Below are 25,994 nucleotides of genomic sequence, written 5' to 3' on the forward strand. Positions count from 1 at the left end.
ATCTTTTAAATAGCTTATAATTAGAGGAGAGTTTGCAATAGCAGACTCTTCTATTTTTATGATAATTTCACAAAAAAGGATGTGATTTAGAAAAAGAGACTTGAACAGTGCTAATGTATGATGAATTAGTTAGTTAATTTTGTTAAAATGAATACTTTAAGAGAACAGGAAGGGAGGAAATAAGACATTGAACTTTAAAAAAATTAGTCTTATTTTATGCGTCTTATTCATTTCAGCTTCTATGTTTACTATACATAGTGCAAGTGCAGATACAACTACAAATATATCATTTGCAGATGTATCTAAAAATCACGAAGCTTATGAAGAAATCAATTATTTAGTAAATTTGGGTGTTATACAAGGATATTTTGTAAATGGGAAAAGAATCTTTGCCCCAAATGACTCTGTAACAAGAGAACAAGTGGCAAAAATGGTTGTCGTTGCCTCAGGGAACAAACCATTAGTCGTAAACAAATCTAGTTTTTCAGATGTAACAGCAGGTACTGAAATGTCTGGCTATATCGAACGTGCCATACAATTAGGATTATTTTCAACGAATACACAAGGCAAGTTCTTACCAAAAAAGCCTATAACTCGTGATGAAATGAGTTATGTATTAACAAAGGCATTTAACTTAGACACAAGTGAATATGAAAACATCGATTCACCATTTACTGATGTAGGTATTACAAATCCTTACGTTAAATATGTAAATACAATTTACTATAATGGTATCACAAATGGAACTGGTGATAAGTATTTACCAAACAATACTGTTACACGTGCACATTTTTCATTATTTGTAGCACGTGCAAAAAATGAGAAATATCGTTTAGAGCTACCTGTTAAAGGGTCATCTGTACCTGACACAAAAGAGGTTATAGGACTTGTCCAAGTGACGACAGATGGTCTAAATATCCGCAAATCGAAGGATAGTTCTTCAGAAGCTAACATTGTTGGCAAAGTCAATAAAGGCGGAAAACTATCAGTATATCAAGTTGAGGACAAATGGTTAAAGGTAACATATAAAGGTGCATACGCTTATGTTTATAAAGATTATGCACAATTTTTAGATGCAGATGGCAATGAATTAGGGACTGTCCAAAAAGAAGTGACAACTAAAGGAGCTATTAACTTATATGTTAAAGCAACCTCGTCGTCAAAAGTAATTTCAGCTATTAAAGGTAATGAAAAATTACCAGTTTACAATACTGTTGGTGGTTATTATTTAACGCAAGTAAATGGTTTACCAGGTTATATTGTAGCGAACAGCACAACAGAAACAACAGAGCAACCAAATCCAGATCCAACACCGACTCCACCTACAGCCTCAGGAGATGTTTTAGGACGAGCTACTGTTGGAAACCTTAATGTCCGTAGTGAAGCAAATACAACTTCTTCCGTGTTATTTAAGCTTAACAAGGGAGACTCTGTAAAAGTTAACGAAATTAAAGGTTATTGGGCGAATGTTGAATATAATGGTAAAACAGGTTATGTTCATAAATCCTATATAAAATTATTAAATCAAAATGGCAAGCCGTTGCAAAATCGTATTATTATCCTAGATCCAGGTCATGGTGGTAAGGACCCAGGCACGGTAATGGGTTCTAACTCTGAAAAGAACATTACATTAAAAGTGAGTACACTTGTTAAGCAAAAGCTTGAAAATGCTGGCGCAAAAGTATACATGACTCGTACTGGTGATACGTATCCTACCTTACAAGACCGAGTAGACTTTACGAATGCAAACTATGGTGAGATTTTCGTAAGTGTGCATGTAAACTCGGCTGCTAATACCTCAGCGCAAGGTACTGAAACATATTATGCTATTTCAACAGGAGATATGTATCAGGAAGATATTGATTTAGGCACATTTGTAAATAATCAAATTGTAAACAATTTAAATATGAAGAATCGTGGCGTTAAAGAAACTCCATACTACGTAATTCGAAATATGATCATTCCATCAATTTTAGTGGAACTTGGCTTTTTAACAAATGATGAAGATCGCAATAAAATGACAAATGATCAATACGTAAATTTATTTGCAGATTCTATTTATAATGGAATTTTGCAATACTACAAAAAGCAATAATCAAACTGTCCCAAAGGTGATTGACTCACTTTTGGGACAGTTTTTTATTGTTATGTTTTTTAATAAGAGAGCCAAAAAGATATGGGCGCATCGGTTTCGGTACAGTTTAGATTTCCTGTACACTTATTTTCATCGAAAAAGGCTGTCCCGAAAATAATCGGAGACAGCCTTTAATTGCTACTTCACGGTATTAATGATTTTTACATAGTCTTTACTGATGTAGGCTGATTCCGGGTGGATTTTATCAGAAATTACCTGATACCAACCATTAGCATCTGTGCCGGTTACAATAATTGGCATTCCAACTTTGTTAAATGTGTAAAGTGGACTTTGACTTGTTGATGCATCTGGACGAACATTTAGGCCAGTTGTTGTCGTAATACCAATTTTGTATGGATTTTTTGCATCTTTAAAGCCTAATGCTTTTTCGGCACGATAGTAGTGTCCAGCAATTTTAGCACCCCAAAATGGATCAGATGCATACTTAACGTTAAAACCGACTGCCTTAGAGCCAACCACTGCACCATTCGTGTAGGGACCACCTGGTGTAATGTAATTTGGTTGCAAGAACTTTTCAACAAGTTCATTAATATTGGCTGCTACACTATCAAACTTCTTATTTAGTGGATTCGTGTCATATACATATAAACCAAATAAGTTGTTGTAGTTTTGAGCATGGTCACTCATGCCGTATGCACTCTCATGTTGGGCAAGCGATAAAATAAGCATGGCATTAATGTGAGAATTTGCTTCTACTTCTTTTAATACTTCCCCTAAACCGATTAACTTACTTTTCTTCGTCGCATCCTTATAAAGACTAGCCCCTGAACTTTCAACCTCAGCTAACTTTTGCAAAATGTAACTATCCAGTTCCGCTGCTGTATATTGAGTTTTCGCACGTGCAGGTAAAAATTGATAGTAATTATAGGCTTCACCTTTCGAAGAGCCACTAGCATTTGTGAAATTAATGCCATTCCAGCTAAAGTATTTTTCGCCTTGCTTCATGAAGTCTGGCGCTTTTCCATACACATAGCTAGATGATTCTTTATTTGATTTCTGATCATATAAAATATGTTTAATCTCACCATTCTCGTTTTTATAGTAGGAACGACCCTTACTTAAAGCAGATGGGATTAATGTGACATCGGCATGTTTTAAATACCCAATATGACCTGCTAAACGAACTTTTACTTGTGTCGCATCACTGCTTAAATACTCCATTTCTGTATTAGCAGCAACAGCGATTTGGTCATTAATTGTTTCAGATTTAAGTGCTACATAATTATTAGTTACAACAAAACCCGATGACATTTTCATAATTTTATCATTTAGCGTAATGACAAGCGTATTTTTTGACATAGCTTTTTCAGCAGCGTCAAAGCTAGAGAAGGCTTGGCTACCAACAAGATTGCCATTGGAAATTTCTTTTACGATGAAATTAGTAGAGTTGCCATTACCCGTATCACCATCAGTATTGCCGTTATTGCCGTTGTTCCCGTTGTTTCCGTTGTTCCCGTTGTTCCCGTTGTTTCCGTTGTTCCCGTTGTTGCCGTTATTGCCATTGTTGCCATTATTACTAGAATTACCACCATTATTTTTAACATCGTCAGCTAGATGTATCAAGCGTAGTACAAATGTAGATGCCTCGCCAATTGTGGCATTATCTTTTGGTAAAAATAAGTTATTAGAGCTACCTTTAATAAGCCCTAATTGTGCTCCAATAGCAATGTCTTGGCGGAAGTCTTTAAAAATAGCTGCATTATCCTTAAAAGTAATGGATGACGTACCTTTAGGGATTTTTAGATAATCAACAGCTCTAATTAGCATAACAGCCATATGCTCTCTTGAAATATGTGCATCTGGTTTAAATGAACCATCTGTATAACCTGTGATAATACCAGCAGTAGCAGCTAGCTTAATATCTTTTGCAAATAAATATGTATCTGGGACATCTGTAAAAGTAATATTATCTTTTTTCTCAAGGTTTAAAGCCTTTGCTATGTAAGTAGCAAATTCACCGCGTGTGACAGTGTCATTTGGACGATAGCTTCCATTTGCATCTTGCTTTAATGCACCTTTGGAAATTAAATAGCGTAGACCACTTTCATGCATATGTCCTGAGAGCTCATCAGCATATGCCATGTTGGGTTGCCAAATAAGCAAGCTAACAAGTGCCATTACCACCGTTATTATTGATAGTTTTTTCATAGTTTTTTTACCCTCCTAAGCTCCTATTATTTTACCAAAGTTGGAGAATTAAGATAAGGGTCAAATGTTAGATATAACATAAAATATACCAACAAAAATTTACCATTAACTATACTTTTGAGCTATGTTTATGGAAATCGATAGAGGCTTTGTAAAACAATGAATAAATTCGGAAGAAATTTTATACTGAGGCGCGCAAAGAATCATGTTTGGCTGCTTCTTTGAGAGTATGTCCGCACGAATAGAAAAAACCTCTCACCGACATTAAGTCATGAAAGCAACTTAACTGGTGAGAGGGATTTTTTATTTTTTCGTTGTTGTTATACGCAGATAAAAACCTTGCTGCGCTTTGTTAGCTTTTTGTTCCTTTGGGTGGGCAAGGAGCATATACTCTCGCCCTGGAGTTAAAGGTTTTGATGGAGTTATAGTTAATGAAAGACCATCTACTTTAGCTGTAATAGGCACTTCATTACCACCTAAAGCAATTAGCTGAATCTTATCCTCAGACATTTGTGAAGAAAGTGTAGAAGGGACTTTCACTGTTAAATTTTTAGTATCCGAAACATTTTTTAAACTTGCAAGCTCTTTGTAATTTGTATATTGGGCTTTAATTGCATCATAATGCGCCTGGAAAATAGGAGCAGTCTTTGTTTGGATGTTCGGTTTTACCCCAACTTCATTAATTGTTTTCCCTAAAGGACCTGTAAAATTACCGATTGTAAGCTTTAAATAGCTACCATCCTGCAGTTCAAAAAAGCCCTGCATACAGCCTTTTCCATACGTAGTTTCTCCATATAAAATAGCAGACTTCTGATCTTGTAATGTCGCTGCTAACATTTCAGAGGCGCTAGCACTATAGCGGTTTACGAGAATACGTGTATCAGCTGGGAATTTTTCATTTTGATTGACTGCACGTACTTTATAAGAGGCATGTGCTTCTTCCAGTAAAAAGGCGATTTTCGCTTTCGGGAAAAGCCCTGTAATCTCCTGAGCCGTTGTTACATAGCCTCCGCCATTGTTTTGTAAATCCAATATAAAAGAAGTTGCACCACGCTGTTGTAACTGAATTAGCGCATCCTTTACAAGCTTCGCACCGTCTTCTGAGAAGGATGACATAGCAATATATCCTACATTCCCAAATAGTAATCCAGATTCCACATTCGGTAATGTGAATTTTTTTCTTGTAATGGTTGAAGTAGAAGTTTTACCATCTGCATGTCGCAGTGTCACTTCTATTTTAGTGTTTTCATCACCAGCTAATAGGGATGAGGCTTCTTGTGTAGAGCTTCCTGCTACGGATTGCCCGTTAATGGTAATAATAGTGTCTCCAGCAACTACACCAGCATCAAAGGCACCGCTATTCTCAAACACTTGTAAAATATGAATGCCATCTTCATGCTCTTCGATGATTACACCAATCCCAATTGTTGAAAGTTCGATGCTATTGATAAATTCCTCAAATTCCTTTTTCGTAAAATATGTAGAATAAGGATCTAGCATTTCGATAATTTCAGGAATTGTTTTAGCTTTTTGCAAATCACCATGGATAGTTCCAACATAATTTTCCTCAATAATACCCTTGATTTCCTTTACAAGCTGTTGTTCATTGCTTGCAGCAGAAGCATTTGTAAATGGAAAGATGAAAAAGCTTAGAACGAATACAAAAGACCACAATACTTTTTTCATAGGACACCTCTTTTCAAATTATCTTTATTATACATGAATTTCCATATAACCGTTAATAGTAAAAGGAAGGGATTACCTACAAAAAAAGAATCTGCTAGCCTTTTGCGAAAAAGAAAGTTTATGCAAGATTCCTAGACAGTCATTGTCTAAAAGAAGCATGAGGCTTATTCGCAAAAGAAAGCAGATTCTAGTTAGATGAAGAACTTTTATTTTTTTATTAGCTTATGAATAATAAAGCCGATAAGCGCACCGATTATTGCAGGTACAAGCCATGCCAAACTTTGCTCGTATAATGGTAAAGCTTTTAAAGTGTTCACATATGGTGTGATTGTAATCTTCATTTCCTTTAAACCATCATTCAGACTAACAAAGAATGTAGGAATTAATGCTAAAATGTATACAATTTTTCCACCTTTAAAGAAGTTATCGAAAAGCGACAGAACCATTAACACCATCGCTAGCGGATAGATGATTAATAATACAGGTAGTGATGCGCTAATAATTGTAGAAAGACCTACGTTTGTTATAGCGGTACTGAATATTGTGAAAATTACTAAAAACGTTTTATACGAAACTTTAGGAAATAGTTTATTGAAAAATTGAGCATTAGCAGTCAGTAAACCTACAGCAGTAGATATACACGCTAGTAAAATTGTAGCTGATAATATGATACTTCCAAGACTACCAAAAAGAGCTTCAGCGGACTTCGCAATAATAGTACCACCATTATCAAAAGTACCAATTGCATCAACACTAGTGTTACCAATTTGTCCAAGTGAGATATAGACAAATGATAAGCCAAGAGCGGCAACAATTCCCGCGAAAATTGTCGTTTTGACTTGCTTTTTAGTATCCGACATACCCATGTCGCGCAATGCTTGCAAAATAACGATTCCGAAAACAAGTGCACTTAGTACATCCATTGTTAAGTAGCCTTGAACAAAGCCTTCTGTCAACGGTGACGTAGTGTATTTTCCTATAGCTGCCCCTGGTTCACCCATTGGGGAAATAAAGCTTTTAATCGCTAGAAGTAAAATAACGGCTAATAGAGCAGGCGTTAAAATTTTCCCTACGCGATCGACAAGCTTTGAAGGGTTGATAGCTAAGAAAAGTATAAAGGTAAAAAATACTACAGAAGTAATGAAAAGTGGTGCCCAATGATCAGTTGCTGCCTCTGGGAGAAATGGGGCGATCGCAATTTCATAGGATACAGAACCTGTACGCGGTACTGCAAAAAATGGTCCAATCGCTAAATAAACGATTGATGTAAAAATAATACCAAAGGTAGGGCTGACACGATTAGCAAGTATTTGTAGATCGCCACCTGCTTTCGCAATAGCAACAATTGCTAATAACGGTAATCCAACACCTGTTATTAAGAAACCAATCATTGCTGTCGTTATATGTTCACCAGCTTGTTGACCTAATAATGGGGGGAAGATAATATTTCCAGCACCTAAAAATAAGGCAAATAATAGTAAACCTACTGCCAAATTTTCCTTGATGAAATGCAAGATATTTTTCATAAAAATAAAAACTCCTTTAAGATTGAAAAGATTAAACTTTCTAAAAATTTTAAATACAGAAGTGTATGTTATCATACGAATACTAATCTTGCAATTAATATTCTATTATAACTTGTAAGAATCTGTCGGAATCGGTAAGATTCATAAATTGTTTGAAAAATAGTCACTTTTTCCGATATCTGATTTTTAAAAAATCTAGTATGATAGACACACAAGGAAATATTTTAGCACGAACGGAGGCAAATTGATATGAAAAAGACAAAAAAATTAAGAATCCTTGCTTTAAGCACTATTGCTACTTCTTTTTTAGCATTACAGACCGCAGAAGCAGCAACATATACCGTACAAAAAGGAGATACTTTATCTAAAATCGCTTCAAACCATAAAGTAACAGTACAAGACATAAAAACTTGGAACAATTTAAAGAATGATATGATTTATGTCGCACAAAAGCTTGAAATTTCAAACTATGCTACTAATGACACGGCAAAACCTTCAAATCCATCAACAACAAATCCATCAACAACAAAACCGACAACACCATCAAAAACGACAGCTGTTTCCCATACAGTAGTTAAAGGCGATTCATTATCCAAAATCGCTAAGCAATATAACGTGACAATAAAGGAAATTAAAGACTGGAATGGACTAACGGTAGACACTATCTACATTGGACAGGTGTTAAAATTATCTTCAGAGTCTTCAGTATCCGAGAGTGAAACAGTACATAATAACGGAACTTCAGGTGCGGGAACATCATCAGGAACGTCTAATGATTCTACAGCTAATGGACAAGCTGTTTATAAGAAAACAGTAGATGTAGCTAATTCAGTAGTAGGAACACCATATCTCTACGGTGGCAACACACCTGAAGGTCTAGATTGCAGTGGCCTTATTTACTATGCCTTTAATCAAGGTGGTTTAAAAATTGGAAGAGAAAGTAGCGAAGGATATTTTAACGGTAATACAACACAAGTTAACAATCCGATAGCGGGAGATTTAGTATTCTTCCAAAATACGTATAAAGACGGTATATCTCATATGGGTATTTATATAGGCAACAACAAATTTATCCATGCCGGGACAGACGGTGTTGAAATTTCGGACGTTACATACTCTTACTGGTCTACAAGATTAGTAGCTTATAAACGATTCGACGCAATAAAATAAAGTAAAAGCGATTTTTGCAAATACATGCAGAAATCGCTTTTTTTCATGGAGCTAGTCAGGATCGATGAAAGGAAGATCAACATCTTTACGGGAGAGATGTGAATACTCGCGCGGGTGGAGAATACTCGCGGAGGGGGATCGAATACTCGCTCGAGGGGAGTGAATACTCGCGCGGGGGGAGTGAATACTCGCGGAGGGGGATCGAATACCCGCGGAAGGGAAGGAAATACTCGCGGAGGGGGATCGAATACTTGCGGATGGGATCGAATACTTGCGGAGGGGAGTGAATACTCGCGCGGGGGGATCAAATACTCGCGGAAGGGGAGTAAATACTCGCGCGAGGGGAGTGAATACTCGCGGAGGGGGATCGAATACTCGCGGAAGGGGAGTAAATACTCGCGCGGGAGGAGTGAATACTCGCGGAAGGGAAGGAAATACTCGCGCGGGGGGATCAAATACTCGCGGAAGAGAAGTGAATACTCGGAAGGCAGAGAAATACCCCCAAAGGGAAGTAAATACCCATGCAAGGCAATAAAAAAATCCCTTCTTTCTATGAAAAAAGAAGGGATTTCAATATTTATTCCGCATTAACGGGCAGTAATTTGTACCGAAAGCGAAGCGTCAGGTACAAGTCTCTCCTTCAAATGCAGGGAGATTAACTGCTCGTAAAATCTGATTGGTGAAGTACTGATTAAAGTTTCATTTTATTGTGTTACGCGTGCTGTCCAACGAGAAAGGTCGGCATCTTTTGCGTCAACAAGCTCTGCAGGGAAGACGAATGTCCAAGGCTTCGTTGAGTTCGGTTGTACAGTTAATACTGGATCCATTGTAAATGAACCATTAGCAATTTGTTTACCTGTTGCATCTATAATTTCTAGCGGTAATTGTTCTAGATTAATAGCTTTATTGTGTCCATTTCGGATAAAAATCGATACATTTAGATTGCCATTATCAGCCAGTTTTGCTTGTAAGCCAGTGAAGTTTACTTCAGTTTCACCTAACTTTGGTAAAGTATCGACGATTTTGGCAAGCTCTTCTTTTTGAGCTGCGGGTAATTGTTTTTCCCATGATGGATCTAATTCTAATTGATGACCACGAAGGGAAACAAGGTTGAAGGCAATTTTCCAACCATCTTCAGGAACTTCATCTACTTTAATTGTAGATTTTTCAAATTCAAACACCCATGGGCGAGCGCTTTCTGCTGGAATTGTGCCAAGTGCTTTAAAATCGAATTTTTTAGATGCTACAAGCTCATCATTTTTATCCATGATGAAAAGTTCAATTTCTCCTAGCTCGATTGCTTGTGCTAAGGATGAGCGGAAAAATGCACGAACAAGCCATTTACCAGAGCGTTTGCTTTCTTCAATACTAATAGAAGAAAGAGATAATTGATTTGGTTTCAATGGTTCTAGCTCATTTGCAAGGAAGTTGAAAATGTATTTTTGTTCCTGTGGTACATCCCAATCTGGATGGAATGAAAGCTTTGTCTCAACATCGCGATTATCGCCTGAATTAGTTGAAGCGTTTCCTAGTAAGTCTTTTGAGTCAATTGTGTTTTCTTGAACGATTTTGTCCGATTTTTTAAAGAATGAAAATAAGCCCATTATTGTACCTCCTGTTGTGCCTCAATTGTTTTCATGAAGCCAGTAATCTCTATAATAATAGAACGACGTAATTCTTGGAAATTCTTACCGAATAACTCAAGTCCTTCACGTTGGTAAATTCGCATTGGATCTTCTTGCTGGTAATGACGTAAACCAATACCTTCTTTTAAATGAGCCATTACCTCCAAATGTCTCACCCAGCCACTATCTATGTGACTAAGCATGATTTGTGGAAGAACAGCTATTACTTGTTCATTTTCAGCGAATTGCTCTATACGATTGAGCAGTTCTTGTTCAGAAGGTTGAATGTCAGCTAAAATTTGTTTTACTTTGCCCACTTCTCGGTCAATTGTGACAGGTGTAATGAAAAGTGAGTTAAGTGAGCTCTCCATTTGATCATAATTCCATTCAATGGAACTAATTTCTTCTGGTGCAGAGTCAAGAACAGCAAACTCAACCGTTTCACGAAGCATTTTTTTAAGCTCGCCCATTAAGTCTTCCCCAGCTAAGATTTTGTCTCGTAGACCATAAATAACTGTACGTTGGTCGTTGATAACATCGTCTAATTTTAGGTTGTATTCACGCATACCGTATTGGGAGCCCTCAACAATTCGTTGTGTACGGTTAATGAGTTCTAGAGCATCTTTATTTTGAATAATGCCCTCTTCGTTGACAACCTTTTTTGCTGAGAATTTTTCAACTTCGTCTTTTGCGTAACGGCGGAACATATCATCTTCAATAGAGAGAATGAAGAGACTTTCACCTATGTCGCCTTGACGACCTGAACGACCACGTAGCTGATTATCTACACGGCGGCTTTCATGCTTTTCGGTACCGATGACATATAGACCTCCAAGTGCATGAACTTCTTCGCCTAACACGATATCTGTACCACGACCAGCCATATTGGTAGCTACAGTAATACGACCTTTTTGACCTGCTTGAGAAATAAGCTCAACTTCTTGTTCTACTGTTTTTGCATTTAGTAATTGGAATTTTAAGCCTGCTTTTTTCAAGGAATCGGCAACTGTTTCAGATTGCAGTATTGACGTTGTACCAATTAAAACAGGTTGTCCCTTTTCGTGACGACGTTTAGCTTCAGCTGCTACATACTTATATTTATCTTCTTGTTTGTTGAAAATAATATCAGGCTGATCAACACGTTGACGAGGACGGTTTGTTGGAATTTGAATAACTTCCATGCCGTACACTTCTCGAATTTCTTTTTCTTGTGTTTTCGCAGTACCCGTCATCCCAGAAAGCTTCGGATACATACGGAAATAGTTCTGAATTGTGATTTGTGCCTGTGCTTTATTTTCTTCAGTAATCGTTACACCTTCTTTAGCTTCAATCGCTTGATGTAAGCCATTAGATAGTGAACGACCTTCTAAAATACGACCTGTGAACATATCAACAAGCTCGATTTTGTCATCCTTTACGATGTAATCAACATCACGTTCAAACATGACATGTGCACGAACTGCTTGGATAACATAATGGAAAAGTGATTGGTGCTCTAAGTCATACAGATTATCTATATTGAATGCAGCCTCAACTTTTTCAATACCTTTATCTGTTAAGGAAGTAGCTTTTGTTTCATCATCAAAATCATAATCTTCATCTATTTTGAAGCGTTTTGCTAACATAGATGCGATGCGATGTAATTCATCGTTAGATGGCATTTTACCAGCGATAATCAGTGGTGTTTTTGCCTCATCAATAAGTACACTATCTACTTCATCAATAATGGCAAAGTGATAAGGACGCTGTACTTTATCAGCTAAGCTATATGCCATATTATCACGCAAATAATCGAAACCGAATTCAGTCCCAACACCATATGTAATATCCGCATTATAGGCTTCCATTTTTTCGTCTGCTTCCATCATTGGTAAATTTAAACCAACTGTTAAGCCAAGGAAACGGTGAATCTGTCCAACGAGCTCATAGTCACGTTTAGCTAAGTAATCGTTAACAGTAATAACATGAACACCTTTGCCTTCTAATGCACGTACATATGAGGGAAGGGAAGCAACAAGCGTTTTACCTTCACCTGTAGGCATTTCAGCGATATTGCCTTCAGTTAAAACAAGACCACCAATAAGCTGTACGTCAAAATGACGCATTCCTAATACACGTTTTGAGGTTTCGCGTACAACAGCAAATGCGTCTGGGATGATGGATGTAATGGGCTCACCTTGTTGTAAGCGATCTTTGAAAATAAAAGTCATTTCTCGTAATTCCGCATCTGACTTGTTGACATATGTTTCTTCGAGATTATTAATTTGTTCTACTATTTTATAGTAGCGTTTCAATTGACGAGCACTTGTTTGCTCTTTATTACTTTTGAATATTGAGAACATGAAATATACGCTCCTTTAAAGTTGTCTAAATGCTAGACACTACATTATTCTATCAAATTTTACGAAAGGTGACTACATTTGGCATGTAGCATTCTTCCAATCTAGAAAAAGAGGGATAATATTTGTGAAATGGTGGAAAATAAATAGAAAAAGTATATTTCGGCGCCTGTTCGTGCTATAATCAATTTGGATTTAAATGTAGATTATTTTTTGAGGAGGAGAGACATGCTCTACGTGTCTATAATAGCAGCTTTTGTTGCTTCAATTTTGTTAACTCCACTAGTTAAACGATTAGCGTTCAAAATAGGTGCTGTCGACGCACCAAACTACCGAAAAGTACATGCACGAATTATGCCAAGACTTGGGGGATTGGCGATCTTCCTTTCTTTTTTAATAGCTGTAGCTATATTTCAGCCGATTTTGATAATCAATGAAAATGGTAGCAATTTTTTACTTGCAATTATTATTGGTGCTTGCATTATCGTAGCAACGGGTGTCGTAGATGATATGCGTGAAATTTCCGCAAAGGCCAAATTAGTTGGCCAGCTTATTGCGGCACTTATCGTTATTTTTGTAGGTGGCATTCAAATTGATATGATTACCTTGCCATTTGTAGGTGAATTAAATTTTGGATTCCTAAGTATTCCTTTAACAATTATTTGGATTGTTGGTATTACAAATGCCATTAATTTAATCGATGGCTTAGATGGTCTAGCGGCAGGCGTTTCAACGATTGCCCTAATTACTTTAGCTATCATGGCAATTATTATGGGCAATATGTTCGTGTTAGCAATTGCTGCCATTTTAGCAGCAGCAACATTTGGATTTTTATTTTACAATTTCCACCCAGCAAAAATCTTCATGGGAGATACAGGAGCTTTATTCCTTGGCTTCATGATATCCGTGCTCGCGTTGCTTGGATTTAAAAATGTTACAGTCGTTTCATTAATTATCCCAGTTATCATACTAGGTGTGCCGATTTCTGATACATTCTTTGCGATTGTTCGACGTGTACGCATGAAGAAAAAATGGTCTGATCCAGATAAATCACATTTACATCACCGTTTACTGGATATAGGCTTTACACATCGCCAAACAGTGCTCATTATTTATGGAATTGCCATCATGTTTGGTTTAGCAGCCATCATTTTCTCAATGGCGAAAGTATGGGGTGCGATTTTATTAGTTGCAGTTATTTTAACAGCCATTGAAATATTTGTTGAAGTCATCGGACTGGCTGGTAAAAACTACAAGCCGTTATTGAACTTTGTACGGATATTTAATAAATAAAGTGAAAGCAATCATACATTTTTGTATGATTGCTTTTTTTGTCGACATTTTTTAGAACGATTTTGGAGGGATACCCGCGGAATGCAGAGAGATACCCTCACGAAGGGAATCGAATACTCGCGGAAGGAAGAGGAATACTCGCGGAAGGAAGAGGAATACTCGCGGAAGGGAAGAGGAATATTCGCGAAAGGAAAGCGAATACTCGCGGAAGGAAGAGAAATACCCGCGAAGATAGAACGTTCGAGCAGTCGTCGGAACGTTTCGAGAAGCTAGGTACTGTGCCAGTAGATAAAGTTGCTTTCGCTAAATAATTTATCTGAACGATCTATTCGTCCCTCTAATGATCTATCCGTCTAATATGATTCCATAAAAAAAGCCTCTCCACGATTTGAAAGTGGAAAGGCTATAAGATTTATTGAGTTAGTTAATTTACTGAAGTTTCTTCACTTGAATCACTATCAGTATCACTATCTTTGTTTGTAAGGCTTGATGAAGTTCCATCTAAGCCAAGGTGGTTTTTCAAAGTTTCTGATGCTTCATTAACAGACTTTTGATTTAATTGATAATAATATATACCAGTAGACATATCATCAGAACCATCTAATGTTAATGTGTCAATGCGTGGTACACCACCTGATAAATAAGATAAGAAGGATTTCATTTCATCAAATGTCATATCAGTCTTCATGTTATTACCAAGTGCCTTAATGACATCATCGTATTTTGTTATAGAACTAGCGGAAGCAACTTTAGTGATAATTGCTGAAAGAATTTCTTGTTGACGTTTACCACGTTCAATATCGCTATCTTGTTTACGTGTTCTTGCTAGTGCAAGTGCTTCACTACCGTTTAAATGTTGCATACCTGGCTTCAGGTTGATTGTAAACTTGTCGAATTCGTCTAATTCATGTAAAGCATAAGGTACTTCAGCTTCAATGCCGCCTAATGCATCGACTACATCAATAAAAGCATTGAAGTTCATGCGTACATAATAGTCAATTGGGATATCTAATAAAGTTTCAACTGTCTTGATTGTTGTCAGTGTACCACCCATAGCATGTGCATGAGTAATTTTATCTTTATATCCTACTTTAGGAATATAAACGTAAGAATCACGAGGAATGCTTAGCATTTTAATTGTATGAGTTTTATTATTTAATGTAGCTAAAACTAGTGCATCGGAACGTGAATGATCAGAACCTTGCCCACGATTATCACTATCGTCAACACCGACAAATAAGATAGATACATTATCATGTATCGGCTCTACTTTAGTTTCACGAAGTGCAGAGACTTCGCGGCCTTCTAACTTTTCATGTGCTGAGTCTGCGGCATGTTCCACTTGTTTAGTAAGGTAAACAGCATAAGCAGTTACACAAATTGCTAAACTAGCTATGAGAAGTAGGGAAACTTTTATAATTAAGGAAGCTTTAGAAGACCTTTTTTTGTACTTTTTAGTAGCTTTATTTTTCATTTATATTCTCCTCTAAGTTATGGGGATTATAATACGATTAAACTAAATTTTATTCAGATACAAGTAATAATATGCAGTTGATAAAATTAGCTTAACGTTAGAATTATACTATGCATATTTTGTTTAGGCAATTAAAACTATTTATCTCACAAAAAATTCAATAAATTGCGCATTCTCGCAAGTAATGTTTGCTTGTCCGTTTGTCATTTCTGTTAACCAGTTTCGGAACTGTTCTTCTTCCTCTTTTAACACGGATACAATAATTTCGACGCCTTCTAAATAGCGAATTTCCTCTAAAGTATACGAAGAACCTCGAATTTCATTTTCAACTTTGCCAAGCCATGTGTAATCAACGGTAATTTTCATAAGATGATGTAGCTTGCGTTCGACAACCTGTGCAGCAAGTAAACCTTCTGTTGTCGCTTTTCCGTACGCGCGAATAAGACCGCCACCGCCAAGCTTAATGCCACCAAAGTAACGTGTAACGACAACGACCGTATCCTTTAACCCCTGTTTTTTTAGAACCTCTAACATAGGGACGCCAGCCGTGCCACTAGGTTCCCCGTCATCATTGGCTTTTTGTATATGGTCATGCTCCCCAATAATATAGGCTGAACAATTGTGTGTTGCGTTATGATGCATTTTTTTTATGCGTTCAATAAAAGAAATTGCATCCTCTTCCGTTTCTACACGTTCTATATAAGTAAGGAAACGAGATTTTGAAATAACAATTTCACTTTCTCCATATCCTTTTACTGTTAAATAGTTTTCTCTCATCAATATCAATCTCCTTTAAGGTAGAGTTCTATTCTATAATTTTCATAAAGAAAAAGCATTAAATTTTAACATGGGGATGCTATAATAGGTGTAGACTATGTAATTGGTCTATTGAAATAGTAAGTAATCATAAGACATTAGACTGGGGAGTATACTATGTTTTCAAATGATACCTTCGATTTAAAGTCGCTTGATGACATATTTAATCGAATGTTAGAAACAATCATGAGCTCAAAAGATGATATCTTTATTATAAGCGAACAAAGCCGAAGAAGCTTCGAAGGTATGAAAATAGAGCTAGAAATTGTTCGAAAACAAGTTTCAATTGTTATTGATGAAGGCGATGCTTTAGAAAAAAGTACGCAGCTTGCTAAGCAAAGACTTGTGTTAGTGAGTAAAGCTTTTGATAATTATACCGAAGAACAAGTTAGAGAAGCGTATGAAACTGCGCATGATTTTCAAGTGAGGCTCTCCGTTATTAGAACACAAGAAAAGCAGCTCCGTGATAAAAGAGATGATTTAGAGAGAAGATTAAGAGCGTTACTCGATACGATTGAACGTGCAGATCATATTGTCAATCAAGTAAATGTCGTTTTGAATTACTTAACTTCAGATTTAAAAAATGTTGGTTTAGCACTTGAACAAGCAAAAATGAAACAAGATTTTGGTATACGTATTATTGCAGCACAAGAAGAGGAGCGCAAACGTCTATCTAGGGAAATTCATGATGGACCTGCTCAAATGCTAGCAAATGTATTAATGCGCACTGATTTAATAGACAGAACGTATCGTGAAAAGGGCATTGAATATGCTTTGGCTGAAATTGTTGATTTAAAGAAAACGGTACGTAATGCATTATCAGAGGTACGACGTATAATCTATGATTTAAGACCAATGGCACTTGATGATTTGGGAATTGTTCCGACATTAAAAAAATACTTATCGACAGTGACTGAATATAATCCTGGTGTTGACGTTCATTTCCAATCGAGAAGCACCGAAAAACGTATACCATCAAACTATGAAGTATCTATTTTCCGTTTAGTGCAAGAGTGTGTGACAAATGCTATGAAGCACGGGAAATGTAAGGATATTTGGGTGAAACTTGAGTGGTTGGAAGATTCCGTAAATGTCGTTGTAAAGGACGATGGCATAGGTTTCGATCCGCAGAAGGTTAAAGAACATTCCTTTGGGATTTTAGGTATGAAAGAACGTATCGAAATTTTGGGTGGTACAATCTCAATTACAAGTGAGATAAATCGAGGTACGACGGTTTTATTTAAAATTCCGTTAGAAGTAGAGTAAAACGATTGTTGGAGAAATTTAGGGGGTAAAGACAAATGACGAAGATTATTATTGTAGACGATCACCAACTATTCCGCGAAGGAGTAAAACGTATTTTAGATTTTGAAGATACGTTTGATGTGGTTGCAGAAGGTGACGATGGTGGAGATGTGGTTTCTTTATATGCTGAAAATCAACCAGATGTTGTACTAATGGATATTAATATGCCGGGGAAAAATGGAGTAGAGGCAACGGCAGATTTAATTAATGAATTCCCAGATGCGAAGGTTATTATGTTATCTATTCATGATGATGAAACATACGTAACACACGCGCTAAAATCTGGTTCACTTGGCTATATGCTAAAAGAAATGGATGCTGACGAAATTGTTGAAGCCATTAAAGTAGTTGCAAATGGTGGATCTTACTTACATCCAAAAGTAACTAAAAATTTAGTAGCGGAATTCCGTCGTCTTTCTGAGCATGAAAATAAAGGTAACTTCCATCAAACAGAAATTCGTCGCCCATTCCATTTACTAACAAAACGTGAATGTGAAGTATTACAATTATTAACGGATGGACAATCTAACCGTACAATTGGTGAGACACTGTTCATTTCTGAAAAAACAGTTAAAAACCACGTTTCAAGCATTTTACAAAAAATGAATGTAAACGACCGTACACAAGCTGTTGTTACAGCCATCAAAAATGGCTGGGTTGAAGTACGCTAATAGCATACATTAAATAACTTCTTCAGCAGAACTGAAAGAAGTTGAAGCCTCCGGCGGATGTCGCGGAATCGGAATTGCACAAAGCCGATTCCTGACGCAATTATACCGAGGCATAATTGATAGACTGTTTTTAAAGGCTACTATATTATTTAGTAGTTTTTAAAGCAGTTTTTTTTAGTATGCAAAAATATAGCATTGTCTACAGAAGACTCCTGTAATATTCACACCTATTGAAAAAACAACCTACATTAGCAAATGTCATATAAAGGTGTAACAATTTATACATAGTGATCACATAAAGAGTGCAACATTTTAAAACCATGGGCGTCATAAGGAAGATGTAACACCTAAATGTTGAAAATGCACAACAAAATTCCTACAACGGGATTTATATGCTACAATATGCGCGGGAGGTTTTTTGATGTTAAAGAAAAGTTTTCTAGCAGTTTTTACCCTATTAATGTTAACTACATTAATGTTAACTGCCTGTGGTAATAAAAAAGATGATATGAGTGCAGAAGAAAGACAAAAAATCATTGATGATGGAACTGTCGGGTTTGAAATGAATGGTGGAAAAATAACAAAGGCAGAAAATATTCCTGCTGAAGAAGAAAAAGCGATATTAGCAGCCTTTAATGAATATAATGCAGCTTTCAATTCAAAAGAAATTGAACGTTATATGCAAACACTCTCGAAGAATCCAAAAGGTTTCAATTATGAAGAAGAAAAAAAATACACGACAGAAGTATTTAAACAGTCAGACGTTAAACGAAATGCTAAAGATACTACGATTATAAAATATAGCGAAAACGAAGCACAGGTCTATTCAAATGTAACATTGCATTTAGTACAAACTACAACAAATGTGAAGCATGAAAGTGCAGGACAACAAGTTACAGTATTCGTCAAAGAAGATGGACACTGGAAGGTCACTAGCGTCTTCTATACTGGAGATGACACGAAATCAAGCACTGGCAAATAAAAATGAGGATAACTTCATGCAGGCCCATCACTAAAAGTTGAGGTTGGGTGATTTTCTGAGATTAGCGTCAAGAGTGAGCTAGATAGAGGAACGAAGGCAAAAAGCATCACGCCCAACTCCTCATTGGACTTGCCTAGCTGGAACGGAAATCAACCCCAAGTTATGGTGATGAGCCTTTATTTACTTAAAAGAAGGATTAATTGAATGAAGATAAACCTTTAGGAATTTAATTTTGCTAAAGGAACTATTACATAGAAAATGAATGTGAAATGGATGCTAAATCTAATAATTTAGCAGTTGTCTAGAATGATGAAAGATGGGAGTGTACTCGCTCCTATTCGACATTCGGACGGGATTACGTAATGTCGTAATTCATTTCACATTCATTTCTTTTTATCTGTAGCGAAAGCAAAGCGTCAGCAACAATTTTTTTATTTGTGCGAAAGCGAAGCGTCAGCAACAATTGCGCAGAGGCGCAATTGATTGTAAACTAAGTAGAATAGGAGAGTGGAAATGGATGAGGACAGCAATCGTAACAGATAGTACTGCATATATTTCGGCTGAGGAACGAGGACGCTTAAACATTCATATGATTCCGTTAAGTGTAAATATCTCAGGGCAACTATTTGCAGAAGAAGTAGATATCACAGCATCTGAATTTTATGATAAAGTACGAGGGGCAAAAGAATTCCCAAAAACAACGCAGCCCCCAATTGGAGAATTTGCCTCTCTTTTTGAAGAACTGGCAAAAGAGTATGATGAAGTAATATCTATTCATTTATCAAGTGGAATCAGTGGAACATATCAAGGTGCATTTCAAGCAGGCGATATGGTTGAAGGCATTGATGTGTACGCTTTTGATAGTGAAATATCCTGTGCGGTACAGGGTTTTTACGCTTTACGAGCAGCTGAAATGGCGGCTCAGGGCTGTTCTGCAAAAGAAATTCTTGCTACATTGGCGGACATGAAGCAATCAATTCGTGCTTACTTCATTGTAGATGACTTAGCGCACTTACAACGTGGGGGACGTTTGTCTTCAGCAGCGGCATTAATTGGCGGCTTATTACAAGTAAAGCCGGTACTTCATTTTGTGGACAAGGTTATTGTACCTTTTGAAAAAATTCGTACGCGTAAAAAAGCATTAAAGCGTGCGGAGGAGCTACTAGCTGAGGATGTTCAAAAGTATGAAGCACTGGAAGCTGTCGTGATTCACGCCAATTGCGAGGCTGAAGCAGAAGAATGGCTAGCACAACTAGCAGCAACCTACCCGAACGTTAACTTTAAATTAAGCTATTTCGGTCCTGTCATTGGCACACACTTAGGTGAAGGCGCAATGGGACTAGGCTGGACAAAAAAATAATCTTAAGTGAGACAGTCTCTACAGTAAATTTGTAGAGGCTTTTTTTATTTTATTGCCGGGTGAAGCGGGAGAATCGCCGGTAAATCTTGAACATCGCTGATAAAAATCACCCATACGAAAGGAGCAAAGCAATGAAATACAAAGGCTGGTTATTGCCACCTGCATTACGAGATTTTCATGAAGGACGTATCTGGTTAAAGGAGTATACCCCATTTTCAAAGGAAGATATCGAGAAATCAATTAATCGCAAATATATTCATGTAATAGAAGGAATTCAAAAAGAGCCACATCTAAAATGCAATCGTTGCCATAATGAGAATCCTCAGCGATTCACAACATTTGATTGTTCAAAATGCCAGCAGCAATGCGTATATTGTAGACATTGTCTGAATATGGGGAGAGTGAGTAGCTGTACGCAATTGATGATTTGGACAGGCCCTCGTGCAATTAGAATAAGAAAGCATTCACTCAAATGGGCAGGGCAATTTACAGTACTTCAACAGCGGGCGGCAAATGAAATGCTAGAAAGTGTTAATTCAAAACGTTCCCATCTTACCCATGCAGTATGTGGAGCAGGAAAAACAGAGCTGCTCTTTCCGACTGTAAATTATGCGTTAGAGCAGGGCTTACGGGTATGTATCGCTACGCCGCGTACAGATGTAGTGCTAGAGTTATATCCGCGCTTTCAAACAGTTTTCCCGCAAACGATAATCCATGCACTATATGGTGGATCACCAAAGCAGGAGGGTTATGCGCAGCTTGTGTTAGCTACAACTCATCAGCTTTATCGTTTTGAACGAGCGTTTGACGTCATGATTGTTGATGAAGCTGATGCATTTCCCTATACATTTGATGAAACCTTACAAAGCGCTGTGCAAAAGGCAAAAACGGCAAACGCGCCAATAATGTTGGTTACAGCAACACCTTCGCATAAATTACTGACTCAGTACCAAAATGAAAGCTATTCATTTATCCCAAAGCGCTATCATAACCGTCCATTACCAGTCCCTCGATTTCATTCCCTATGGAACTATGAAAAAAGCTTAAAGCGTGGAAAAATTCCACGCAAGCTTAAACAATGGACAGAGGAGCGCCTTACACGCAAAGAACCTTTTCTATTATTTTTTCCGAAAGTAGAATTAATGAAAATAGCTACGCCACTTTTTCGGTTATTAGATGGAAGCATCGTGGCGGTGCATGCTGAAGATCCTGAGCGAAAAGAAAAAGTGCTTAAACTACGCCATGAAGAAGTTCCAGGTTTACTGACAACGACCATTTTAGAAAGAGGAATTACGATAAGGAATGTACAGGTTGCAGTTATTGGGGCAGAGTCAACGATTTTCACTTCAAGTGCACTTATTCAAATCGCTGGGCGAGTTGGACGAAATGCTGATTTTGCAGATGGAGACGTCGTATTTTTTCATCATGGTATTACGACTGAAATGGATGATGCGCGTACAAAAATTCTTTATTATAATAAGAAGGGATTTTCACAATGAATAAAATTGAAACACTTTGCTTATTATGCTCACAGCCTTTGCAATCAGCAATTTCATGGAAAATACTTTTAACTAAACAATTTCAACCTACCATCTGTGATAGGTGTTCAGCTCGATTTGAATATTCTCCAACAGCAACAGCACTTTACCAATATAACGATGCGATGAAGGATTATTTGCATCAATATAAATTTCTTCAGGATGTCGCACTCGCTAAAGTATTTCGGCAGGAGCTACATGCACGATTGAAACATGAAAAAGCAACCATAATCCCGATTCCTATGCATCCCCTTAAGCAAAGGGAACGTACCTTTTCGCATATGGAGGAGCTATTAAAGGCTGCTACTATTCCTTTTGTACAACTTTTAGAAAAGACAACGTCAGAAACACAAAGCTCCAAAAATAGAGAGCAACGAATCCAAGTAGCTCCCCTTTTCCGTCTGATGACTGGAGCGCATGTAGAGCATAAAGAATATCTTCTTTTTGACGATATAAAAACGACAGGAACTACTTTGCATCATGCCACCGAGATTTTAATAAATGCGGGTGCGAAAAATGTCAAAAGCTTCACACTAATTAATGGATGAAAATGCTAATGCATTGTGTATAATAGTTTACGAGTTTATAAGATTTGTTTAGCTTATTATCTTCATACAAATGAAGATAATGCCTCCGGCGGATGTCACGGATTTTGAAAGGAATGAATAAAGGATGTTAGCCTAAAACCTTCGCATCCTGTGAAAACGGCTAACTGACCTGCATCGGTAAACACGCCACGTCCTGTGGCATTACCGAAATGACCGACATCGTGTCGGCCTGGGCACAATTCATAATCCGGACGCAATTACGCCAAGGCGAAATTGATTTAAGAGGAGGAATAGTAGATGGCAGAGGTTCGTAATTGTCCGAAATGTAATGAGTTTTTTAACTATACAGGGGTCAGAGAAGTATGTCATAAATGTGCTCAATCTGAAGAAGATTTATATCAAATCGTTTATCGCTTTTTACGTAAACGTGAAAACCGTGCTGCGACAGTAGAACGTATTGTTGAAGCAACTGGAGCTGAAGAAGAGTTATTGTATAAATGGGTGCGCAAGGGGCGCTTACAGACTGCGATGTTCCCTAATCTTGGCTATCCATGTGATAACTGTGGTCACCTAACTACAACAGGCAAGCTTTGTACAAAATGTCAGAATGAATTGAAGGCAGAGCTACGCACATTCGAAGCAGCGAAGGAGTTCCGCGAAAGTGTGGTCGAACGTGATCGTGTAACATATCACTCAGAACGAAAACGTTAACTTCTTTCAGCGAGTGTCCAAACTCTCTTTGCAAGCACAAAGCCGATTCCGGACGCATTGTTTATCTGCGCGAAAGCGAAGCGTCAGCTACAAATATGCCGAGGCATATTTGATAGGTCTAAAGTGTGTTAATTTTAAACAAAATTAGCACACTTTTTTATATTTGAAAACTTAACATTATGTGAGACAATCCGAAATAATAGGAAGATAGCTTTTTAGATAGGGGGGTAATAAATGAAAATTACATCTTATGGGATTAATGCAGTGAACGCCTATAAAAATCAGGTGCGCAATGTAAAATCAGATACTAACAAAGCATCCTTCGCAGATAAAATTGAAATTTCAAAGACTGCACAGGAGATGCAAGGGGTTTCAACATACAGCACAGAGCGTGCAGAACGCGTAAAACAATTAAAAGAAGATATCGCTTCTGGTGAATACAAAGTGGACGCTCGCAAAGTTGCTGAAGATATGCTGAAATATTATCGTTTCTAAGGAATATCAGAAAGGGTGCTTAGCAATATGACTACAGAAGCGATCTGTTCTACATTAACAAAGCTAGAAAGAATGCACAAAAGCTTACTTGAACTAGCCTTTAAAAAAACTGAAATCATTACAGTTGGGAATGTCGAAGCACTAGACCAAATGCTCAAGGATGAGCAGGCGCATGTAGCGGCCATCGATAAGCTCGAGCAACAGCGTCAGAAACAGGTAACGGATTACCTTGAAGCAAAAGGATTTGCTTCAACTGACAAAACAACTGTCGCTGATGTCATCGAGGCTGCTGAACAACAGACTGACAAAGACACGCTCTCAGCAGTGCGCAATCGATTATTGCAAATAATCAACGACTTAAAAAAACAAAATGATCTAAATCAAAAACTAGTGTTCCAGTCACTACAATTTGTCAATCTCACAATGGATACTTTACGACCTCGGACCGAGCAAATGAACTACTCTGGCAGTGAGATACGCGGAACAAATAAGGTTGCCAAAAAATCATTTTTCGATTCTCAAGCATAGTTTCCTGCGCCCATGTAAGAAACTTTGCTTGGAATTATAAACGTATAAAAAGGAGGAAAAAAAATGCGCTCAACATTTATGGGCTTAGAAGCTAGTAAACGTGGTTTATTTACACAACAAACAGCTTTATACACAACAGGACATAATATTTCCAATGCAAATACATTAGGTTTCACTCGCCAACGAGCAAATATGCAAGCAACTCCTGGTTTTCCAAGTCCAGGCTTAAATCAGCCTGTCTATCCAGGACATCTTGGAACAGGGGTAGAAGTAAGCTCGATTCAACGCATCCGTGATCAATTTACCGATCGACAATATCGTCAAGAAACGAATAAGTTGGGTTATTGGGATTCAACGGCAAAATCAATTTCGCAGATGGAAGATATCATGTCAGAGCCTTCAGAGTTTGGTATTAACCAATCATTTACAGATTTTTGGAAGTCTATGGAGGATATTATTGACAATCCGAAAGATACAGCTGCACGTCAGGTATTAATTTCTAAAGGAACTGCAATTGCTGAGTCCTTTAATTATATGGATAGACAGCTAAAACAGATCCAAGGTAATATCGGGAATGAAATTAATGTATTGACGGATAAAGTGAATTCAATTCTTAAACAAATTGCAGCTCTTAATAAACAAATTCAAGAAGTTGAGCCGAGTGGATATGTGCCGAATGATTTATATGATGCACGTGATGTATTAGTAGATCAGTTAAATGAATATATTCCTGTAACTGTTTCATTGCAAAAATCAGGTGGTTTAGCAAAAGATGTAGCTGAAGGTTCAATGACGATTACATATGTATCAGCGGACGGTACCCCTATTAAATTAGTAGATGGTAAACAATATGCTGCACTTGCAACGATGGACACGAACGATCAACGCATTGATGGTGATGTAGATGATCAAGCGACAGGGAGCTATGCTAACTTTAAGGAAATTAAAATTTCTGCTATTGGCGAGCCACCAGGAGATCCAGTGAATGGAATTGCAATTGATTACAGTCAAATGGACCCTGGTAAAGGTTCATTACGTGCATTAATTGATGCGTATGGACATAGCGGTGGACAAGGTACTTATCCAGAAATGCTTGCTAATTTAGATAATCTAGCAAATGAATTTATAACAAAATTTAATGAAGTTCATAGTAAAGGTTTTGGTTTAGATGATAGTACAGGTCAGAACTTTTTCTCTGGGACGACTGCACGTGATTTTAAGGTAGTGATTACCGATCCGAAGCAAGTAGCTGTATCTGATACGGCGGGTGAGGAAGGTAATAACGGAAACATGCGTAAGTTAGCAGCGCTGCAATCGCAGGCTCAAGATAACTTAAAGAAAGGTACATTCCAAAACTATTATAAATCATTAGTAGGGGACTTAGCGGTTAAGGGACAGGAAGCTGCGCGTAGTGCATTCAACTCTGAATCAATGCATTTGGAAATTTCTAAACGTCGTGATTCAATGAACTCCGTTTCCTTAGATGAAGAGATGACTAATATGATAACATTCCAGCAAGCATACAATGCCAATGCACGTATGATTACAGTGGTAGATGAAACATTAGATAAAATCATCAATGGTATGGGAAGAGTAGGGCTATAATAGCCATTTGACTGAGAGG

20 protein-coding genes are annotated in these 25,994 nt (G+C 37.3%); 13 read left to right on the top strand and 7 right to left on the bottom strand.

Annotated elements, in window-relative coordinates; genetic code table 11:
• Positions 1 to 187 precede the first annotated feature (187 nt).
• On the top strand, positions 188 to 2,095 hold the full coding sequence (locus tag ACZ11_RS18740; protein WP_053093236.1) for an N-acetylmuramoyl-L-alanine amidase: 1,908 nt from the start codon (positions 188 to 190) through the stop codon (positions 2,093 to 2,095).
• Between the two features lie 177 nt (positions 2,096 to 2,272).
• Here the strand turns inward: ACZ11_RS18740 and ACZ11_RS18745 are convergent, their stop codons facing one another.
• The 3 genes from ACZ11_RS18745 to brnQ form a co-directional block, all read right to left on the bottom strand.
• Positions 2,273 to 4,303 carry an S-layer homology domain-containing protein gene (locus ACZ11_RS18745; protein WP_049668060.1) on the bottom strand — a complete coding sequence of 677 codons (2,031 nt, stop codon included), beginning with the start codon at positions 4,301 to 4,303 and terminating at the stop codon, positions 2,273 to 2,275.
• 303 nt (positions 4,304 to 4,606) lie between these two features.
• Positions 4,607 to 5,989: a S41 family peptidase gene (locus ACZ11_RS18750; protein WP_049668061.1), complete on the bottom strand. Its 1,383-nt coding sequence runs from the start codon at positions 5,987 to 5,989 to the stop codon at positions 4,607 to 4,609.
• Between the two features lie 206 nt (positions 5,990 to 6,195).
• Positions 6,196 to 7,515 carry a branched-chain amino acid transport system II carrier protein gene (gene brnQ, locus ACZ11_RS18755; protein WP_049668062.1) on the bottom strand — a complete coding sequence of 440 codons (1,320 nt, stop codon included), beginning with the start codon at positions 7,513 to 7,515 and terminating at the stop codon, positions 6,196 to 6,198.
• A 249-nt stretch (positions 7,516 to 7,764) separates the two neighbouring features.
• Here brnQ and ACZ11_RS18760 point away from each other — a divergent pair, with 249 nt between their 5' ends.
• Positions 7,765 to 8,685 carry a C40 family peptidase gene (locus tag ACZ11_RS18760; RefSeq protein WP_049668063.1) on the top strand — a complete coding sequence of 307 codons (921 nt, stop codon included), beginning with the start codon at positions 7,765 to 7,767 and terminating at the stop codon, positions 8,683 to 8,685.
• Between the two features lie 704 nt (positions 8,686 to 9,389).
• On the opposite strand, the gene ACZ11_RS18770 is transcribed toward ACZ11_RS18760, so the two are convergent.
• Both ACZ11_RS18770 and secA2 read right to left on the bottom strand, forming a co-directional pair.
• On the bottom strand, positions 9,390 to 10,289 hold the full coding sequence (locus tag ACZ11_RS18770; protein ID WP_049668065.1) for an accessory Sec system S-layer assembly protein: 900 nt from the start codon (positions 10,287 to 10,289) through the stop codon (positions 9,390 to 9,392).
• Positions 10,289 to 12,652, bottom strand: coding sequence for an accessory Sec system translocase SecA2 (gene secA2, locus ACZ11_RS18775; protein ID WP_049668066.1), 2,364 nt, complete (start codon positions 12,650 to 12,652; stop codon positions 10,289 to 10,291). Before secA2 ends, ACZ11_RS18770 begins: the two co-directional genes overlap by 1 nt.
• A gap of 225 nt (positions 12,653 to 12,877) precedes the next feature.
• Here secA2 and ACZ11_RS18780 point away from each other — a divergent pair, with 225 nt between their 5' ends.
• A complete protein-coding gene (locus ACZ11_RS18780; protein WP_049668067.1) occupies positions 12,878 to 13,942 on the top strand; it encodes a glycosyltransferase family 4 protein in 1,065 nt (354 codons plus the stop codon).
• Between the two features lie 424 nt (positions 13,943 to 14,366).
• Here the strand turns inward: ACZ11_RS18780 and ACZ11_RS18790 are convergent, their stop codons facing one another.
• Both ACZ11_RS18790 and ACZ11_RS18795 read right to left on the bottom strand, forming a co-directional pair.
• Complete coding sequence (locus tag ACZ11_RS18790) at positions 14,367 to 15,416, bottom strand: LCP family protein (protein WP_049668069.1); 1,050 nt, start codon at positions 15,414 to 15,416, stop codon at positions 14,367 to 14,369.
• Between the two features lie 141 nt (positions 15,417 to 15,557).
• Entirely contained in the window at positions 15,558 to 16,193 is a 636-nt protein-coding gene (locus ACZ11_RS18795) for a YigZ family protein (protein ID WP_049668070.1), read from the bottom strand.
• Between the two features lie 156 nt (positions 16,194 to 16,349).
• On the opposite strand from ACZ11_RS18795, the gene ACZ11_RS18800 reads away from it, so the two are divergent.
• The 10 genes from ACZ11_RS18800 (at position 16,350) to flgK (ending at position 25,975) form a co-directional block, all read left to right on the top strand.
• Positions 16,350 to 17,498 carry a sensor histidine kinase gene (locus ACZ11_RS18800; protein WP_049668071.1) on the top strand — a complete coding sequence of 383 codons (1,149 nt, stop codon included), beginning with the start codon at positions 16,350 to 16,352 and terminating at the stop codon, positions 17,496 to 17,498.
• Between the two features lie 35 nt (positions 17,499 to 17,533).
• Positions 17,534 to 18,208, top strand: coding sequence for a response regulator (locus ACZ11_RS18805; RefSeq protein ID WP_049668072.1), 675 nt, complete (start codon positions 17,534 to 17,536; stop codon positions 18,206 to 18,208).
• A gap of 421 nt (positions 18,209 to 18,629) precedes the next feature.
• Positions 18,630 to 19,190 carry a nuclear transport factor 2 family protein gene (locus ACZ11_RS18810; protein ID WP_049668073.1) on the top strand — a complete coding sequence of 187 codons (561 nt, stop codon included), beginning with the start codon at positions 18,630 to 18,632 and terminating at the stop codon, positions 19,188 to 19,190.
• Between the two features lie 517 nt (positions 19,191 to 19,707).
• Positions 19,708 to 20,550: a DegV family protein gene (locus ACZ11_RS18815; protein ID WP_049668074.1), complete on the top strand. Its 843-nt coding sequence runs from the start codon at positions 19,708 to 19,710 to the stop codon at positions 20,548 to 20,550.
• 131 nt (positions 20,551 to 20,681) lie between these two features.
• Positions 20,682 to 22,049: a DEAD/DEAH box helicase gene (locus ACZ11_RS18820; RefSeq protein ID WP_049668075.1), complete on the top strand. Its 1,368-nt coding sequence runs from the start codon at positions 20,682 to 20,684 to the stop codon at positions 22,047 to 22,049.
• Positions 22,046 to 22,636, top strand: a complete 591-nt coding sequence (locus ACZ11_RS18825; protein ID WP_049668076.1) for a ComF family protein — start codon at positions 22,046 to 22,048, stop codon at positions 22,634 to 22,636. The genes ACZ11_RS18820 and ACZ11_RS18825 overlap by 4 nt, the downstream gene beginning before the upstream one ends.
• Before the next feature lie 297 nt (positions 22,637 to 22,933).
• Positions 22,934 to 23,347: a TIGR03826 family flagellar region protein gene (locus ACZ11_RS18830; RefSeq protein WP_049668077.1), complete on the top strand. Its 414-nt coding sequence runs from the start codon at positions 22,934 to 22,936 to the stop codon at positions 23,345 to 23,347.
• Between the two features lie 234 nt (positions 23,348 to 23,581).
• Positions 23,582 to 23,842: a flagellar biosynthesis anti-sigma factor FlgM gene (gene flgM, locus ACZ11_RS18835; protein ID WP_049668078.1), complete on the top strand. Its 261-nt coding sequence runs from the start codon at positions 23,582 to 23,584 to the stop codon at positions 23,840 to 23,842.
• Positions 23,843 to 23,869: 27 nt separating this feature from the next.
• Positions 23,870 to 24,370: a flagellar protein FlgN gene (locus tag ACZ11_RS18840; protein ID WP_049668079.1), complete on the top strand. Its 501-nt coding sequence runs from the start codon at positions 23,870 to 23,872 to the stop codon at positions 24,368 to 24,370.
• Between the two features lie 63 nt (positions 24,371 to 24,433).
• Entirely contained in the window at positions 24,434 to 25,975 is a 1,542-nt protein-coding gene (gene flgK / locus ACZ11_RS18845; protein WP_049668080.1) for a flagellar hook-associated protein FlgK, read from the top strand.
• Positions 25,976 to 25,994 lie beyond the last annotated feature (19 nt).

The sequence above is a fragment of the Lysinibacillus xylanilyticus genome, assembly GCF_001183605.1.
In the GTDB taxonomy this organism is placed as follows: domain Bacteria; phylum Bacillota; class Bacilli; order Bacillales_A; family Planococcaceae; genus Lysinibacillus; species Lysinibacillus xylanilyticus.

Coding starts and splice junctions, on each gene's coding strand:
- ACZ11_RS18750 (WP_049668061.1), bottom strand. CDS start 5,989: ATGAAAAAAGTATTGTGGTCTTTTGTATTCGTTCTAAGCTTTTTCATC.
- ACZ11_RS18760 (WP_049668063.1), top strand. CDS start 7,765: ATGAAAAAGACAAAAAAATTAAGAATCCTTGCTTTAAGCACTATTGCT.
- ACZ11_RS18780 (WP_049668067.1), top strand. CDS start 12,878: ATGCTCTACGTGTCTATAATAGCAGCTTTTGTTGCTTCAATTTTGTTA.
- ACZ11_RS18770 (WP_049668065.1), bottom strand. CDS start 10,289: ATGGGCTTATTTTCATTCTTTAAAAAATCGGACAAAATCGTTCAAGAA.
- ACZ11_RS18825 (WP_049668076.1), top strand. CDS start 22,046: ATGAATAAAATTGAAACACTTTGCTTATTATGCTCACAGCCTTTGCAA.
- flgK (WP_049668080.1), top strand. CDS start 24,434: ATGCGCTCAACATTTATGGGCTTAGAAGCTAGTAAACGTGGTTTATTT.
- ACZ11_RS18815 (WP_049668074.1), top strand. CDS start 19,708: ATGAGGACAGCAATCGTAACAGATAGTACTGCATATATTTCGGCTGAG.
- ACZ11_RS18745 (WP_049668060.1), bottom strand. CDS start 4,303: ATGAAAAAACTATCAATAATAACGGTGGTAATGGCACTTGTTAGCTTG.
- secA2 (WP_049668066.1), bottom strand. CDS start 12,652: ATGTTCTCAATATTCAAAAGTAATAAAGAGCAAACAAGTGCTCGTCAA.
- ACZ11_RS18790 (WP_049668069.1), bottom strand. CDS start 15,416: ATGAAAAATAAAGCTACTAAAAAGTACAAAAAAAGGTCTTCTAAAGCT.
- ACZ11_RS18840 (WP_049668079.1), top strand. CDS start 23,870: ATGACTACAGAAGCGATCTGTTCTACATTAACAAAGCTAGAAAGAATG.
- ACZ11_RS18810 (WP_049668073.1), top strand. CDS start 18,630: ATGTTAAAGAAAAGTTTTCTAGCAGTTTTTACCCTATTAATGTTAACT.
- ACZ11_RS18800 (WP_049668071.1), top strand. CDS start 16,350: ATGTTTTCAAATGATACCTTCGATTTAAAGTCGCTTGATGACATATTT.
- ACZ11_RS18795 (WP_049668070.1), bottom strand. CDS start 16,193: ATGAGAGAAAACTATTTAACAGTAAAAGGATATGGAGAAAGTGAAATT.
- ACZ11_RS18830 (WP_049668077.1), top strand. CDS start 22,934: ATGGCAGAGGTTCGTAATTGTCCGAAATGTAATGAGTTTTTTAACTAT.
- brnQ (WP_049668062.1), bottom strand. CDS start 7,515: ATGAAAAATATCTTGCATTTCATCAAGGAAAATTTGGCAGTAGGTTTA.
- ACZ11_RS18820 (WP_049668075.1), top strand. CDS start 20,682: ATGAAATACAAAGGCTGGTTATTGCCACCTGCATTACGAGATTTTCAT.
- ACZ11_RS18805 (WP_049668072.1), top strand. CDS start 17,534: ATGACGAAGATTATTATTGTAGACGATCACCAACTATTCCGCGAAGGA.
- flgM (WP_049668078.1), top strand. CDS start 23,582: ATGAAAATTACATCTTATGGGATTAATGCAGTGAACGCCTATAAAAAT.